The organism is Rhodococcus sp. NPDC060086, from assembly GCF_042730275.1.
Taxonomy (GTDB): domain Bacteria; phylum Actinomycetota; class Actinomycetes; order Mycobacteriales; family Mycobacteriaceae; genus Rhodococcus.
In genome coordinates this window covers 15,681-31,637 of the sequence record NZ_JBHWWZ010000001.1, presented here as the reverse complement: position 1 = coordinate 31,637, position 15,957 = coordinate 15,681, and the positions used below count along the sequence as shown (strand labels likewise).

At 64.5% G+C, this 15,957-nt stretch carries 15 protein-coding genes; 11 read left to right on the top strand and 4 right to left on the bottom strand.

Annotated elements, in window-relative coordinates:
- Positions 1-74 precede the first annotated feature (74 nt).
- Positions 75-488 carry a DNA-binding protein gene (locus ACFWB0_RS00160; RefSeq protein ID WP_378488393.1) on the top strand — a complete coding sequence of 138 codons (414 nt, stop codon included), beginning with the start codon at positions 75-77 and terminating at the stop codon, positions 486-488.
- 36 nt (positions 489-524) lie between these two features.
- On the opposite strand, the gene ACFWB0_RS00155 is transcribed toward ACFWB0_RS00160, so the two are convergent.
- Both ACFWB0_RS00155 and ACFWB0_RS00150 read right to left on the bottom strand, forming a co-directional pair.
- Positions 525-1,442, bottom strand: a complete 918-nt coding sequence (locus tag ACFWB0_RS00155) for an enoyl-CoA hydratase (protein WP_378488392.1) — start codon at positions 1,440-1,442, stop codon at positions 525-527.
- A 23-nt stretch (positions 1,443-1,465) separates the two neighbouring features.
- The gene (locus ACFWB0_RS00150) at positions 1,466-2,557 is read right to left on the bottom strand and encodes a phosphotransferase family protein (RefSeq protein ID WP_378488669.1); all 1,092 of its coding nucleotides are present in this window, start codon (positions 2,555-2,557) and stop codon (positions 1,466-1,468) included.
- Between the two features lie 265 nt (positions 2,558-2,822).
- Between ACFWB0_RS00150 and ACFWB0_RS00145 the strand changes: the two genes are divergently transcribed.
- The 4 genes from ACFWB0_RS00145 to ACFWB0_RS00130 are packed head-to-tail and all read left to right on the top strand — an operon-like array spanning position 2,823 to position 7,513.
- Positions 2,823-4,313 carry a class I adenylate-forming enzyme family protein gene (locus ACFWB0_RS00145; RefSeq protein WP_378488391.1) on the top strand — a complete coding sequence of 497 codons (1,491 nt, stop codon included), beginning with the start codon at positions 2,823-2,825 and terminating at the stop codon, positions 4,311-4,313.
- 12 nt (positions 4,314-4,325) lie between these two features.
- A complete protein-coding gene (locus ACFWB0_RS00140; protein WP_378488390.1) occupies positions 4,326-5,420 on the top strand; it encodes an NADP-dependent oxidoreductase in 1,095 nt (364 codons plus the stop codon).
- A complete protein-coding gene (locus ACFWB0_RS00135; RefSeq protein WP_378488389.1) occupies positions 5,417-6,181 on the top strand; it encodes an SDR family NAD(P)-dependent oxidoreductase in 765 nt (254 codons plus the stop codon). Before ACFWB0_RS00140 ends, ACFWB0_RS00135 begins: the two co-directional genes overlap by 4 nt.
- A gap of 39 nt (positions 6,182-6,220) precedes the next feature.
- Positions 6,221-7,513: an acyl-CoA dehydrogenase family protein gene (locus ACFWB0_RS00130; protein ID WP_378488388.1), complete on the top strand. Its 1,293-nt coding sequence runs from the start codon at positions 6,221-6,223 to the stop codon at positions 7,511-7,513.
- A gap of 57 nt (positions 7,514-7,570) precedes the next feature.
- Here the strand turns inward: ACFWB0_RS00130 and ACFWB0_RS00125 are convergent, their stop codons facing one another.
- Together ACFWB0_RS00125 and ACFWB0_RS00120 are read right to left on the bottom strand one after the other, a co-directional pair.
- Positions 7,571-8,758 (bottom strand): hypothetical protein, encoded by a 1,188-nt coding sequence (locus ACFWB0_RS00125; RefSeq protein WP_378488387.1) that lies wholly within the window; start codon positions 8,756-8,758, stop codon positions 7,571-7,573.
- A gap of 2 nt (positions 8,759-8,760) precedes the next feature.
- A complete protein-coding gene (locus ACFWB0_RS00120) occupies positions 8,761-9,201 on the bottom strand; it encodes a Zn-ribbon domain-containing OB-fold protein (protein WP_378488386.1) in 441 nt (146 codons plus the stop codon).
- A gap of 371 nt (positions 9,202-9,572) precedes the next feature.
- Between ACFWB0_RS00120 and ACFWB0_RS00115 the strand changes: the two genes are divergently transcribed.
- The 6 genes from ACFWB0_RS00115 to ACFWB0_RS00090 all read left to right on the top strand — a co-directional run bounded on the left by ACFWB0_RS00115 (position 9,573) and on the right by ACFWB0_RS00090 (position 15,932).
- Positions 9,573-10,193: a TRAP transporter small permease gene (locus ACFWB0_RS00115; RefSeq protein WP_378488385.1), complete on the top strand. Its 621-nt coding sequence runs from the start codon at positions 9,573-9,575 to the stop codon at positions 10,191-10,193.
- On the top strand, positions 10,190-11,698 hold the full coding sequence (locus ACFWB0_RS00110) for a TRAP transporter large permease (RefSeq protein WP_378488384.1): 1,509 nt from the start codon (positions 10,190-10,192) through the stop codon (positions 11,696-11,698). The genes ACFWB0_RS00115 and ACFWB0_RS00110 overlap by 4 nt, the downstream gene beginning before the upstream one ends.
- 210 nt (positions 11,699-11,908) lie before the next feature.
- The gene (locus tag ACFWB0_RS00105; protein ID WP_378488383.1) at positions 11,909-12,058 is read left to right on the top strand and encodes a hypothetical protein; all 150 of its coding nucleotides are present in this window, start codon (positions 11,909-11,911) and stop codon (positions 12,056-12,058) included.
- A gap of 43 nt (positions 12,059-12,101) precedes the next feature.
- Complete coding sequence (locus ACFWB0_RS00100; RefSeq protein WP_378488382.1) at positions 12,102-12,242, top strand: hypothetical protein; 141 nt, start codon at positions 12,102-12,104, stop codon at positions 12,240-12,242.
- 61 nt (positions 12,243-12,303) lie between these two features.
- Positions 12,304-14,670 (top strand): CaiB/BaiF CoA transferase family protein, encoded by a 2,367-nt coding sequence (locus tag ACFWB0_RS00095; protein ID WP_378488381.1) that lies wholly within the window; start codon positions 12,304-12,306, stop codon positions 14,668-14,670.
- Positions 14,671-14,672: 2 nt separating this feature from the next.
- Positions 14,673-15,932 (top strand): acyl-CoA dehydrogenase family protein, encoded by a 1,260-nt coding sequence (locus ACFWB0_RS00090; protein WP_378488380.1) that lies wholly within the window; start codon positions 14,673-14,675, stop codon positions 15,930-15,932.
- Positions 15,933-15,957 lie beyond the last annotated feature (25 nt).

Sequence of the window (15,957 nt, the reverse complement as noted above, 5' to 3'; positions counted from 1 at the left end):
CAGGCGATGAGCCGTGAACATTGTGTTTACAACATATTGTTGACAACACGATGTTCACGGCTCACGCTGTGTGTATGACAGACAACGAATTCACCCCACCGAACCCCAGTCGCGACCGAGCGCACCGCGAGTATGCCGGTCTGTTCCGGATCGCCGAACGCCACGGCGCCACTGCGGAACAGCGTGCGCGTCAATCGCATCCTGAGATGCTCGATCCTCTCGGCGCGATCCGCATCGTCGCCGCACTCGCCGGCGGTGTCCACCAGCCGGGTCCCGAAGAACCCGAGGTGGACGCCGCCGACGTCACGGCAGCTCTGGGTCTCATTCCGAAGGCCAGGACAGAGATGGACCAGCTGGAGGCGCTGGTTCTCGGAATCGCCCGTGAACGGGGGATGACCTGGCAGGAAATTGCGTTCGGTCTGGGGCTGGGAAGCACGCAGGCAGCACGGCAGCGCTACGAGCGACTGGTGAAACGCGCCGAATCCTGAGCTGTGACCGGACTGCGTCAGGCGCCTGGACTGCGGTCAGGGAGTATGCGGATCTGCCCGCTTGATCGGAGGAGCGGTCTTCCAGTCGGGCATCCCGAGTTCGGGAGTGCCCACGACCGCCTTGCCGCCCGACAGATGGGTCCACTGTGCGTGGTTGAGCTGATGGATCGTGAAGCAGGCGTCGAGCGCGTTGGAGAAGCCCATCGCGTCCTGACTCTGGTTGACCGACTCCTTCACCAGCAGCGCTGCCATCGTCGGCACCTGGGCGATGCGGCGAGCGAACTCGAGGGTCTTTGCGGTCAGGTCCTCTGCCGGGAAGACCTTGCTGACCATGCCGAGTGCGCGTGCATCCTCGGCGTCGAGGCTGTCGCCGGTCAAGAGCAGTTCCTTGGCCTTGCGGGGGCCGAATTCCCAAGGATGACCGAAATATTCGACACCGCACATGCCCAGTCGTGTTGCGACGACATCGGCGAACTGCGTGTTCTCAGCGGCGACGATGAGATCGCATGCCCACGTGAGCATCAGTGCGGCGGAGAAGACGTTTCCGTGTACCTCGGCAATGGTGATCTTGCGGAGATCCCTCCAGCGGCGGGTGTTCTCGTAGAAGTAGTGCCACTCCTGGTGGAACCGCGACTCGACGGCGTCCTTCGTGCCGCCGGTGCAGGCATACGACCAGTGCTGGTCGGGTCCGGGGTTGCGTTCGGCCAGGTAATCCGGGCTGCCCAGATCGTGCCCGGAGGAGAAGACCGGACCGTTGCCTGCGAGGATCACCACGCGCACGTCGTCGTCGGCCTCAGCGCGCAGGAATGCGGCGGTGAGCTCGACGAGAAGCCCGCGGTTCTGGGCGTTGCGGTACTTGACGCGGTCGAGGACGATGCGGGCGATGGTGCCCTCGTCGTGGGTCTCGTACTGCAGGTACTTGTACTCGGTGGTTGCCCGGGGATCGGTGGTCACGAGGAATCCTTCCTGGAGCAGGCTCAGACGGCCTGCGGTGATGTGGAGACGAGTGCGCGAGCTTGGTCGAGCAATGCCTGGGACACGCTGTGGAAACGCTTTCCGAGTGACTCGTCGACCTTGCCTGCGCATGCGCGGGCATGCGTGCCCTCGAGGATGATGGCGAGGCGGTAGCAGGCCAGCACCTGATACCAGTCGAAGCCGGTCATGTCGCGACCGCTGGTTGCGCCGTACCGTGCGATGAGTTCGGCTCGGGACGGTAGGCCATCGAGTCGGCGGGCCAGCCCTTTCGTGCGGGGCTCGTCCGGATCCGGCCAGGTCGCGAGTAGATGCCCGAGGTCGAGGAGCGGGTCACCGATCGTCGCGAGCTCCCAGTCGACGACTGCAGCGACCTCGGGGCCGTCGTGCCGGAACATGACGTTGCCGAAGTGGAAGTCGCCGTGGATGACGCCCTTCCTCCATTCGGTGGGGCGATGTTCGTCGAGCCACCGGCCGAGTTCGTCGACGCCATCGAGGTCGGGTCCGGGCCAGCCGTCCAGCTCGTAGTACGAATCGAGTTGCTTACGCCAGCGTCCGACCTGCCGCTCGATCCACCCGTCGGCACGATCGAACTGTTGCTGTCCCAGTGCGGTGGGGTCGACGCGGCCGAGTGCCGCCGCCGCATCGACCATGGCCAAGCCCATCGCGTGCTGCAACTCCACCGACGACGCGTGGGGTTCCGGCACGTCGGTGGTGGCGGTGAAGCCGCTGATCGAGTCCATGACGAAGAAGGTGAAGCCCATGACCTCCGGGTCGTCGCACGCTGCGACCAGCCGCGGGTGAGGAACGTCTGTCCCGGCGAGCGCGGTGAGAATTCGCGCTTCCCGGCGCATGGTTTCGTCGCTGTTGCTGCGTTTGTGCAGCGGTGGCCTGCGGAACACGTACTCGCGGTCGTTCCTGACGAAGCGGACCAGGATGTTCTGGGTTCCGCCGGTCAGGGGGACAGTGTCGGTGATCGGCCCGGTGCCGACACCTTTGCTGTCGAGCCAGGACGTCAGGGTAGCGACGTCCACTGTGCCGACGTCCACTGTGCCGACGTCCACTGGGCCGACGCCCACGGCGCTGCTGTCCAGCATCTCCCGATCGCTCATCGGGTTCACCTCGTCTTCGATCATGGTCCGGGCGGTGCCTTGCAGTACTGGACCGGCCGCGGAGCGGATGTTCAGGTAGGTGACCGGGGCCACTCTTCACCGCACTCTACACATTCGTGCAAACCATTGTCATGATTAGCTTCACATTCAGGCGCATGATTGTTAGAGTCCGAGGGACGGCGCCCGGTTGCTGCAGCAGTGGACCGGCGAGGGCTCGGACAACCCCGGATCGTTCAATTCAGGTGGTGCAATGGGTATCGAAATGGTTCTCGACATGGCGACCTCGGTCGTCCCTGACCGCGTGGCCATCGGCCGTCGCGAGTCGGGGCTGACCTACGCTCAGCTCGACGATGTGGCGTCGGGCGGTGCGACGGTGCTGAAGCAGCACGGAGCAGCGCATCTCGTCTTCGTCGGGGTCAACGGGCCGATCCTGCCCGTGCTCACGTTCGCGTCGGCGAAAGCGGGAATCCCGATCGCGCCACTGAACTACCGGCTCGCGACCGAGCAGTTGCGCGACCTCGTCGCCCAGCTCGATGGGCCGTTGATCGTCGCCGACCCGGTGTACAGGGACAAGCTCGAGGGCGCGGCCGAGCATCTGCTGACCACCGACGAATTCTTCGACGCCGCGCGCGCGGCCGGACCGTCCGATCACCTGCCCGCCGATGACGACAGCACCGCGGTGGTGCTGTTCACCTCCGGCACCACCTCCGCACCCAAGGGCGTGTTGCTCCGTCATCACCACCTGACGTCGTACCTGTTCAACACCGTCGAATTCGGTTCTGCCGGTGAGGATCAGGCCACGCTGATCAGCACGCCGCCGTACCACATCGCGGGTATGGGTGCAGTTCTGAGCAACATCTATGCGGGTCGTCGCATGGTGTACCTGCCGGACTTCACCCCGCAACGATGGCTCGATCTCGTCCGGGAGGAGGAGGTCACGAGCGCGATGGTGGTGCCGACGATGCTTGCCCGCGTCGTCGAACATCTCGGCGGTGAATCGGCGGGCGCACCGAAGCTCGCGTCGCTCGCATACGGCGGAGCCCGCATGGCGCAACCCGTGCTCGAACGTGCCCTCGTCGCGTTCCCCGACACCGGTTTCGTCAATGCCTACGGCCTCACCGAAACCAGTTCGACGATCGCGGTACTCGGACCGGACGATCACCGTGAGGCGCTCGCCGACCAGGCGCTGCGCCACCGCCTGTCGTCCGTCGGGCGGGTCGTGCCCGGCATGGAGGCGCAGATCCGCGCCGAGGACGATGTCACCGTGCTGACAGACGGCGACACGGGTCTCCTGTGGGTGCGCGGCGCGCAGGTGAGCGGCGAATACATGGGCAAGGGCTCGGTGCTCGACGCCGACGGCTGGTTCCCCACCCGCGACCGTGCACGCATCGAGGACGAGTTCCTGTTCATCGGTGGTCGCGCAGACGACACGATCATCCGCGGAGGCGAGAACATCGCGCCCGCCGAGATCGAGGACGTCCTCGTCCGCCATGGCGACGTGCGCGAGGTCGCTGTGATCGGTGTCCCGGATGATGAATGGGGCGAACGCATCTGCGCCGTGATCGTGCCGGTCGGTGACGATCATGCCGAGCCGGAGGAGGTTCGGGCGTGGTGCCGCGAGCGACTGCGGGGATCCCGCACCCCCGACGATGTCCTCTTCGTCGACGAAATGCCCAGGACCGCCACCGGCAAGCTCGTGCGTCGTGACCTGGTTGCACAGGTCACCGCCGAATCCGCCTGAGATCGAGGACCTGTGTCTTCCGTAGCAAGTAGCCAATGGATACTCCGTTCCCGGCCGTCGGGTCGCCCGAGTGCTTCCGATGTCGAACTCGTCGATGTCGTGGTCGGCTCCCCTGAGCCGGGTTTCGTGCGGGTGGAGAACCTCATGATGTCTGTCGAGCCGTACATGCGGGGCAGGATCGGTGGTGAGGCCAACTACGCCGAGCCGTACCCGCTGGACGAGCCGATGCTCGCCCCCACGATCGGCCGTGTCACCGACTCTGCAGACGGATCCGTTCCCGTCGGATCGCTGGTCAAGCACGAGTACGGCTGGCGGACACATGCTCTCGTACCGTCGGGCGACTGCACCGTACTCGCGCACGACGACCTCGCTCCCGCCGACCATCTGGGGCTCATGGGTATCCCCGGTATGACGGCGTGGGTGGGGTGTGAACGAATCGCCCGCATCGAGTCGGGAGATGTGGTGTTCGTGTCGTCCGCGGCAGGAGCTGTCGGGTCCACCGTTGTACAGATCGCAAAACTGCGTGGTGCCACGGTGATCGGTAGCGCGGGCAGTCCGGACAAGGTGGCATTGGTCCGGGAACTCGGAGCCGACGCCGCGTTCGACTACCACGACGGTCCGGTCAAGGATCTGCTCCGTAGAGCGATGGCGGAGGTGGGAGCGACGGGGCTCGACGTGTATTTCGACAATGTCGGCGGCGAGCACCTCGAGGCCGCGATCAGGGTGATCAACGACCACGCGCGGATCGCGTTGTGCGGGATGATCAGTATCTACAATTCGGCAAGCCCTCAGCCGGGGCCGAACAACCTCATCAAACTCGTCTGGCGTCGAGCCAGGATGGAGGGCTTTCTCCTCCGAGATCATCTCGACGCGCGCGAAGAATTCGAGAACCGGATGGCCGAGTGGCTCCGTATCGGAGCGATCCGTCCCGTTCACACGGAGTTCACCGGCGGCATCGAGGGCGCGTGGGACGCGTTTCTCGGCATGCTCGACGGCAACGCGACCGGCAAGGCCGTCGTCCCACTTGCGCACGATCGGGTCGAGCGGGTCTGCAAGACAAGCGAATCCGGCGGGATGATCTCGCCCGACAAGGAGGAAACACGATGACCGACCGGGCGCTGCCGTTGGAAGGCAAAGTCGCACTCGTCACCGGCGGAAGCCGTGGCCTGGGGCGCGAGATGGTGCTGGCGTTCGCGAAGGCCGGTGCCGACACCGTTATCGTCAGCCGAAAGATCGACAGCTGCGAGAAGCTTGCCGCCGAGGTCAGGGAGACCACCGGACGCAAGGCACTTCCGATCGCATGCCATGTCGGTGACTGGGACGCCCAGGAAGGCCTCGTCGAGCAGGTCTACTCCGAGTTCGGCAGGATCGACATCCTCGTCAACAACGCCGGAATGTCGCCGCTGTACGACTCCCTCGGCAGCATCACGGAGGCGTTGTTCGACAAGGTCTTCGACGTGAACCTCAAGGGCGCGTTCCGTCTGACGACACTTGTCGCCCCGCGCATGGTCGAGGCAGGCGGAGGTTCGGTGATCAACATCAGTTCCATCGCGTCGGAACGACCCACGCCGAGCGACCTACCGTACGCGGCGGCCAAGTCTGCACTGAACATCATCACGAAGGGCTTCGCGCAGGAGTACGGGCCGACGGTGCGCGTCAACGCGATCATGGCAGGCCCGTTCCTGACGGACATCAGCAAGTCGTGGGACATGGACGTCGTCGCCGAGAAGTTCAAGGCACTTCCGCTCGGGCGGGCCGGCAACCCCGACGAGATCATCGGCGCCGCGCTCTACCTCGCAGGCCCCGGATCGACCTATACCAGCGGCGCGATCATCCCGGTCGACGGCGGCCGTACTGCGATGCGTTGACCTTCCACGCACACACGACTTTTCGAGAAAGGAATGCGCATGAGCTGGGGATTCGAGACAGATCCCGAATACCAGGAGGTCCTCGACTGGGCCGAGGAATTCGTGAAGAACGAAGTCGAGCCGGTCGACAAGGTGATCACCCACGCGTGGGATCTGAAGGACCCGCTGCGCCAGAAGCTGATTCCGCCGCTGCAGGACAAGGTGCGGGAGAAGGGCCTGTGGGCGACGCATCTCGGCCCTGAACTCGGCGGTCAGGGGTTCGGGCAGCTCAAGCTCGCGCTGCTCAACGAGATCGTCGGTCGCACCCACTCGGGGCCGATCGTGTTCGGTGCGCAGGCGCCGGATTCGGGCAACACCGAAATCCTCGCTCACTACGGCACCCCCGAACTCAAAGAGCGGTACCTGAAGCCGCTCATCAACAACGAGATCGTCTCGTGCTACGCGATGACGGAGCCGCAGGGTGGATCGAACCCCGTCGAGTTCGAGACCACCGCAGTCCTCGACGGTGACGAATGGGTCATCAACGGCGAGAAGTGGTTCGGCAGTAATGCGCGCTTCGCGTCGTTCTACATCATCATGGCGGTCACCGACCCCGATGCCGAGCCGCACAAACGGCTGTCACAGTTCATCGTTCCGGCCGACACCCCGGGGCTCGAGATCGTCCGGAACACGGGCGTGTGGGGTCACGACTACGAGGTCGGTACCCATGCGTACACGCGGTGGACCGATGTACGGATCCCGAAGGACCACATCCTGGGCGGAGTCGGTCAGGGATTCGAGGTCGCGCAGACCCGTCTCGGTGGCGGGCGCATTCACCATGCGATGCGCACCGTCGGCCTGGTACAGGCATCGCTCGACATGATGCTCGAACGTGCCGTGTCGCGCACGACGCGCGGCAAGCGTCTCGGCGACCAGCAGATGGTCCAGGAGATGATCGCCGATTCGTGGTTGCAGATCGAGCAGTTCCGCCTGCTCGTGTTGCGGACCGCATGGCGGATCGACCGGTACAAGGACTATCGGAAGGTCATCAAGGACATCGCTGCAGTCAAGGCTGCAATGCCGAAGGTGTTGCTCGACGTGACCTCTCGTGCGGTGCAGCTGCATGGGTCGCTGGGCGTGTCGAAGGAACTGCCGCTGGGCAAGTGGCTGTTCGAGAGCTACCACATGGGCTTGGCCGATGGTGCCACCGAGATCCACAAGGTGGGTCTCGCTCGGCAGCTGCTGCGTGATGCCGAGCCGCACGACGGGCTGTTCCCGAGCTACCACCTGCCCGAGCTCGAGGAGCTTGCGCGTCGCAAGTTCGCGGCACAGTTGGCCGGTCTCGAGGACTGAATCAGAGCACGAGCAGGGCCGGAACCCGCCGGGTTCCGGCCCTGCTCGTGTGCGCTGTCAGTGGTCGGCGGAGATGACGAAGGCCGTCGATCCTGCCAAGCCGTTGGAGACCGTGACGACGGACCGCTTCGCATCCGGGATCTGACGCTCTCCGGCGCGATTCGTCACCTGATAGGCGGCTTCGGTCAGTTGGGTCATGCCGTGCAGCCTGCCCTCGGCGAGGCACCCGCCGCCCGTGTTGAGCGGTAGCGTCCCGGTCGGCAGGGCGTTGCCGCCGTCGATGAACGAGGCGGCTTCTCCGCGACCACAGAAGCCGAGGCCTTCGAGCCACGTGTACGTGAAGATCGAGAATCCGTCGTACAGCTGGGCGATGTCGATCTCGTCGCGGCCGATGCCGGAAGCGTTCCAGAGTCTGCCTCCGGTGGTTTCGGAGCCGGCGAGAATATCTTCGAGCGTCATCGGCACACCGGTCGCCCCGATGTGGTTGCTCGTTGCGTAGCCGGAGATCAACGCGGGAGGGTTGAGCAGGTCGCGGGCGCGGTCGGCCCTGGTGAGCACGATGGCGACTGCTCCGTCGACGGGCAGGTCGCAGTCCAGCATGGTGATGGGGTCGGCGATCATGCGCGACGACAGGTACTCGTCCGTCGTCAGAGTCTTGCCGCGGAAGAACGCATTCGGGTTCAGGTGGGCGCGTTCGCGGTTGTCGACGATGAAGCGCGCGAACGATTCTCGTGTTGCGCCCGCGAGATCGAGGTAGCGGCGGGCAACGGTCGCGGCCCACCCTGCGGGCATCGAGAAGCCGTAGGGCGCGAAGAATTGGTCCTTGCCGCCTGCCCGCGCAGAGGTGAAGTTCGAGTACCTGCCCTGCGGCATGTGCAGAGCGCGGTAGAGGACGACGTGTGTGCAGGCCCCGGCCACGAGGGCGTTGATCGCGTCGATGGCGGCGTGGGTGACCATCGGCATGGTGTTGCCGAGCCACGTGATGTTGTCGCGGATCCTCAACGCTCCGGCGAGATGGCCGGGGGTGACGACGTCGATACCGTCGTGGTTGCCCTTCTCACCCCCGTACACCGGCATGGTGGGGGTGGTCGCGAGGCCGTCGACGTCTGCGCGGGTCAGGCCGGCATCGGCGAGCGCGGCATCGGTGGCCTCGACTGTCAGCGACAGCAGGGTACGTGGATTGCGGCGGATGAGTTCGGTGTAGCCGATGCCGGCGATCGCGACCTTGTCGCGGTATTCCCACATGGTCAGGCGCTCCTGTGTCGGGATGCGGGTCGGAATTGGGGCACGACGTCGCCTGGCGCCAGCTCGTCGAAGGTGACTTCCAGGGGGAGTCCGATTCGTAGGTCGGCCGGATCGGCGTCCACAAGATTCGTGGTGATCAGCAAATTTTTTTGCTCTTCGAGTTCAGCGACCACGACGATGTACGGCAGATGATCGGCGAATCCCGGTGCGGGCGCGTCGTGCATGACCGTGTACGAGTAGAGCGTCGCGCGACCCGACATGTCCTTCCATGTCAGCTCCGCGGCACCGCACGTGGGGCAGGCGTCCACCGGAAGATGCAGGTAGCGGAGGCAGGAGTCGCAGTGTTGCACCGTCAGGCGCCGTTCGCGCGCGGCGTCCCAGTAGGGGGTGGTGGTCTCGTCTGCCAGTGGTAAGGGCTTGGGTGGGGCCGCTGTCGGTGTCATAAGAGTCCTCGGTTCGACATTGACATCTATTGCAGATAATGGTGATCATCTATTGTGATTGTGTGATGCCAGTCTCGGCCCGTCAAGCCTTCGTCCCTCGCGGAGGGGTCGCCGCGAATCGAAGTTCAGGCAAATCATTCGCATGAAAGCTTGACTCTTGACCAATCTAGGCGAATGATATGACCGACGAGTGATGTAGATCACGACAGGCAGGCGAAATTATGGTGCACCGCAGCGTCGATTCCGAGAACCGGATCGAAGACATCGATCTCGGTCGAGTCGGCGAAGCCCTCACCGCGCTTGTCCAGATGCTTACGACATGACCTTCGGGCGTCCCCGCACGCCTGCCCCCTCACATCAGCGGAGTTGACATGAGCGCATCCCCGAGCGCTTCCAGCAAGCCGAGCAGTCGGCTACTGCTTCTCATCGAGATACCTGCAGTCATCGTGCTGTTCGTGATGATGCTCCACGTGACGGCGAACGCGCTCATGCGAGCGCTCGCGTCGTCGCCCATCCCGAACACGCTCGAGGTTACCCAGTACATCTATGTCCCGATCATCGCCCTGCTCGGCTTCATGGCGGCACAGGCGAGGGGAGAGCACATCGTCGCGGACCTCGTGGCGCACTACTTCCCCACGCGGATCAGACGAGCAGTGCTGTTCTTCGGATACATGCTCGGTGTCGTGGTCTTCTTCGGATTTGCGTGGTTCGGCCTCGAAGAAGCCCTCCACTCCCGCGACATCGGAAAGACTGCAGGCGTTTCGACCGTCGTGGCGTGGCCCGTGTACTTCCTCGTTCCCATCGCCTTCGGTGTCCTGTGCGTGCAGTTCGCCCTTGCAGGGGTGCGTGCCCTCCGCGGAGGGGAGGACTCGGTCGACGCGACCGACGCCGAGGTAGCCCGCATCACCGACGAGATCGATGAAGAAGCCGGTGTATCCGCCGTTTCTGCAACCGCGCCGAATGCAACCGCGCCGAATTCGGAGAGCAAATGACTACCACTACCACTGCCGAAGCGCGGGACTCGAGCCCCACTCCACCGGTTGTCGGTCCCAGCAAGAAGTTCTCGACCCGATCATGGGTGTTGTTCGGTGCTCTGATGGTGCTGCTACTGGGGTCGACTGCCGCGATCTTCATGCCGCTGACTCCGGTCGCGATCGGCTGCGCAGCGCTGGTGATGATGATTACGCTGCTGTGCCTGCGGGTTCCGGTGGCACTGACGATGATCGTCCCGTCGTTCGCAGGCCTCTACGCGATGCGTGGCGAGCGGACGGTGACAAGTGCGCTCACGTCTCTTCCCTACGACGAGGTGGCGAGCTGGACCCTCAGCGTCGTGCCGATGTTCGTGCTCATGGGCCTGTTGCTGTGGCGCTCCGGCATGACCGATTCGCTCTATACCGCTGCTCGTCAGTGGTTGGGCTGGCTTCCGGGCGGTCTCGCGGTGGGCACCAACATCGCCGGCTCCGGTCTCGCTGCGGTCAGTGGGTCCACGACCGGAACCACCTATGCTCTCGGCCGCATCGGCATTCCCGAGATGCTCAAGGCCGGATACGACCGACGACTCGCGGTCGGCGCGGTGTTGGTCGCAGGCCTACCCGGTCAGCTGATCCCGCCGAGCATCCTGCTCGTTCTGTACGCGGGCATCGCCGAGGTCCCCGTCGGTAAGGCGCTGCTCGCCGGTATCGGCCCCGGCATCCTCGTCTCGCTCATGTTCACGATGGCGATCATCCTGATTGCCGTCTTCGCCAAGGACGTCGCGGGGACGAAGGAAAGCCGGATCGAGGCATCGAGCGTCTCGTGGAGCACGCGATTCAAGAGCCTCGTGTCGATCTGGCCCATTCCGGTCCTGGTGATGGTGATCATCGGTGGAATGTTCTCGGGCATCTTCACCGCCACCGAGGCCGGCGCGGTTGCCGCGCTCTGCTCGGTCGGTGTCGTCTTCATCTGGAAGCGCAAGACCGGCGGCGCGAGTCGCGCGCTCCTCGACGGTTCGATCGGTACCGTCTCGACGGTCGGTGCGGTCTTCCTCCTGCTCGTCGGCGTCGAGGCGCTTTCCCGCATGATGACCTTGACCGGCATCAGCAACGGATTCGCCGATCTGATCACCGATATGAACCTCGGGCGGGTCGAATTCCTCCTGCTGATGATGGTGGTCTACCTGATCCTCGGCGCCTTCATGGATCCGCTGCCGATGATGGTGCTCACCGTGCCGATCCTGATCCCGACGCTCGAGAGTCTCGACATCTCGATGCTGTGGTTCGGTGCGTTCGTCGTCTTCATGGGTGAGCTCGCGATCCTCTCGCCGCCGGTCGGCATCCTGGCGATGATCGTCCATTCGATCGTGAAGGATCCGAAGGTGAACCTGGGCAAGGATATTCCGCTCAAGGATGTGTTCGTCGCCGCTGCATGGTTCCTGCCGATGGCGATCGTCGTCGTCCTGATCCTGATCTTCTTCCCGGAGATCTCGACGTTCCTGCCCGATCATTCGAGTGGCGGCTGAGCGTCGTCCTGACACTGGGTGTGTCGACGCCCTCGCGCTGGTGGCCCTGTAGGGGCGCGGTGGCGGGGGCGTCGTCGTCGGTTCGGGAAAGTACTCACCGCAAACACTTGCCCTAATCTATGAGCATCATTATAGTGAACTAGGTAACGTTCACCCGGGGACGCAGGCGCACATTCGCCGCCCCGACCATCACACGGCGAAGGAGTGGACATGAGTGCAGGGAACACCGAGGGAACTGAAGCTGCGAACGGCAACCGTCTGCGCTGCAACAACTGCGGCTCGGAAGCAATCGTCACCAAGGCAGGCGGCTCGTCGCTGACCTGCTGCGGCGCAGCACTCGAGATCACGTTCGGCCGATAGTCGACCCCGTCTCGGTCGTCATCACCACACCCCAGGAGTTCACATGAACGAGGTCGGCAAGCGCTACACGTGCGCCACCTGCGAAACCCAGGTCATCTGCGTCAAGAAGGGCGAGGGGCAGTTCACCTGCCACGGGACGCCCATGGAGCTCGTCACGGCGAAGCCTCTGCCCTCGTCCGACTAGCTGACACCGAAGAAGCATGGCTGCGTCCGACGCGGCATCGTACGAGAAGAAGGAGCGCGCAATGGCTGGTCCACTCGACGGACTCGTAGTGATCGATGCGAGCTGGGGCATGCCTGCTGCCATCTCGACGATGATGCTGGCCGACTACGGAGCCCGTGTCATCAAGGTCGAGCGCCCCGGCGGAGGTCCGGACTCGACGGCGAACGTCCGCAAGTCCACCGACCGCGGAAAGTGGAGCGTCGAAGCGGATCCGAACACCGAGGCGGGACGCGCAGCGATCCGCGGTCTCATCGCGAACGCCGACGTGTTCGTCGAGTCGTTCGGTGTCGGCAAGGCAGACGCACTCGGGCTCGGCTACGACGAACTGCATGCCGAGTTCCCGGAACTCGTCTACGTATCGGTGACCGGATACGGCAACGTCGGGCCCCACGCGGCGCGTCCCGGCTACGAGGCCCTGCTCAACGCCCGCCTCGGCCAGATGGCCGAGCAGACCGGCCACCGCGAGGGACCCATCTTCATGGGGCATCCCACCGTGTCGTACGGCACCGCGTTCATCACGACCATCGGCATCCTCTCGGCTCTGCGCGCACGGAAGCTCAACGGCGCCGGCCAGAAGCTCGACACCTCCCTGCTCGACGGCATGCTCTCGATCGCGTCGATGAACTGGTGGTGGAACGAGAAGGACATCTCCTACCTCGCCCGGAGCGGCAACCAGAAGGGGTTCGGCAGCAAGCGCCTCATCACCGACCCGTTCCAGTGTGCCGACGGCAAATGGCTCGTCCCTCACACCGGTGGACCGGGCGCGTACAAGCGCACGATGGACATCCTCGGATTCGGTGACCGGACGCAGACGATCGACGGACCCGAAATGGCCGTGCCACTCAACGACGTCGAGCTCGATATCGCCCGCAACCAGGTGCCCGAGGCGTTCAAGCAGCGCAACCGGGACGAATGGCTCGAGCTGCTGCACGCCGCCGACATCGCTGCGCTGCCCCTCAATCATCCCGAGGACATCTTCGAGGACGACCAGGTCACGTTCGCGGGCGTGCCGATCCAGCTGCCCGACGACGAACACGGCACGATCCAGCAGATCGGCCCGGTGATCCGCTTCGAGAAGTCGAAGCCCGCGACCCCCGCACCCGCGCCGAAGGTCGGTGAGCACAACTCCCGCACGGCCGAGATCGCTCGATCCGATGTCTGGGCACCCCTGTCGGACAAGCCCGCTCCGGTGGCGCGGCCGCTGGAGGGTGTGAAGATCCTCGACTTCAGCTCCTACTTCGCAACAGGATTCGGCGCCCGTCTGCTGTCCGATCTCGGCGCCGACGTCGTCAAGATCGAGCCGCTCATCGGCGATCAGATGCGTCCCCTCGGCGACCTGTTCGAAGGCGCCAACCGCGGCAAGCGCAACATCGCACTGGACCTGCGGACGCCCGAGGGCCAAGAGATCGCGCATCGGCTCGTGGCCGGCGCCGACGTGGTGATGCACAACTACCGGCCCGGCAAGGCGGAGAAGATCGCGCTCGGCTACGAGACGTTGAAGGCGATCAACCCCGACGTCATCTACGCGTATCTTCCGGGTTTCGGATCGGCAGGGCCGAAGTCGAGCCTCAAGTCGTTCGCGCCGATGGTGTCCGGCATGGTCGGCCTCAACTTCGAGGGCTCCGGCAAAGGCAACCCGCCGATCCGCCGTGTCATCGGCAACGAAGACCTGTACAACGGATTCCTCGGTGCGGTCACGGTTCTGCTCGCCCTCAATCACCGTCTCAACACCGGCGAGACGCAATCCGTCGAGAGCCCGCAGCTGCACTCGAGCCTGTTCGTGGTCAGTGAGCACTCCGCGACACTCGACGGAAAAGCGGTGCCCGCACACGAACTCGATGCCGACCAGACTGGCTGGTCACCGCTCTACCGCCTCTACCGCACGGCCGACGGATGGATCGCGATCGCGGTGTTCGGCGACGCCGCGTTCACCCGTCTCGCCGGCGCACTCGGCAGTCCCGAGCTTGCGACGGATGCGCGCTTCGCGACGAGCACCGACCGTGCGGTCAACGCCGACGCACTCGCCGCCGCCCTGACCGCCCTGTTCGCCGATCTCGACAGCGAGGCCGCGTTCAAGGCCCTCGACAACAGCAACGTACCTGCGGAGATCCCGCTCGACTACCCGATCATGCCCGAGTTGCTCTGGGAAGAATGGGCTCTCGACTCGAACCGGGTCGTCGAGCACCACCATCCCGAATACGGCTGGTGCCGCGAGGTCGGCATGGTCATGCACCTGTCCGATACTCCGGGTGCATTCAAGGGTGGCGCGCCGGTGCTCGGCGAGCATTCGCAGGAGATCCTCACCGAACTCGGGTACACCCCCGACGAGGTGACCTCACTCATGGCGTCCGTGTGTGCACTGCCCACGGCAGCAGCGAAGGAAGACTGACGATGGACATCACCTATCCGCCGGAGGCGGAACAGTATCGGGCGTCGATCCGCGAGCTTCTCGAGTCGAACCTGCCTGACGACTGGAAGGGAATCGGCGCACTTCCCGGAGCCGAGCAGGACGAGTTCCTCAAGTCGTGGCGAAAAGTACTGTCCGACAATGATCTACTCGCCGTTTCGCTCCCGCGTGAATACGGCGGCGGGGGCCTCTCCGATATCGAGCAGGTCGTGCTCAACGAGGAGTTGATGCGCCTCGGTGTCCCGGAAGGGACCGAGAACGACACGCTCGGTATCAAGCTCCTGTGCAACACCATGGCGGTCCTCGGTACCGAAGAGCAGAAGGAATACTTCATTCCGAGGACGCTGTCCGGTGAAATTTCCTGGTGCCAGGGATACTCGGAGCCGGAGGCCGGCTCCGATCTTGCGGGGCTACGGACACGTGCGGTGCTCGACGGTGACGAGTGGGTCATCAACGGCCAGAAGACGTGGACCTCGGCGGGCAGTAGTGCCAACTGGATTTTCGCGATCTGCCGGACCGATGCGACGGCTGTCAAGCACAAGGGCCTGTCGTTCCTGCTGGTCCCGATGGATCAGCCCGGCGTCGAAGTGCGTCCGATCATCAACGCCGCGGGCTACACCGCCTTCAACGAGGTGTTCTTCACCGATGCGCGCACCGCAGCGGCGAATGTGCTGGGTGAGGTCAACGGGGGGTGGCACACCACGAACACCTTGCTCGGCTTCGAGCGAGGTGTGCGCGCCACCACCGACGCGGTCCGGTTCGGACGCGAGGTCGATCGCCTCATCGAACTGGCCCGTGAACGAGGGCTCACGTCGGATCCGCATATCCGTCAGGAACTCACCTGGTGCTGGCAGCGGGTGCAGACGATGCGGTTCCGTGGATACCGCGCCTTGACGAGGTTGCTCGAAGGCGGGCGCCCCGGAACCGACGGCTCGTTCTCCAAGATCTACTGGGCAGAGTTCTTCCAGCGCTATACCGAGATCGGCCTCGAGATTCTCGGACTCGAGGCTTTGACGCCGGAAGGTCAGGGCAACAACGGGATTCTCGTGACCCCGCAGCCCGGAACCGAGAACTCCTCGCGCTGTTGGGACGATATCGCCCTCTATTCCCGTGCAGCCACGATCTACGGCGGCAGTTCGCAGATCCAGCGCAACATCATCGGCGAGCAGCTGCTCGGCCTCCCCAAGGAACCGCGGCTCGACAGTGGCCCGTTCCAGGAAATCGGGCGACGCAAGAGCGCCTGATCCAGATTTCCGCCGATCCATGGCA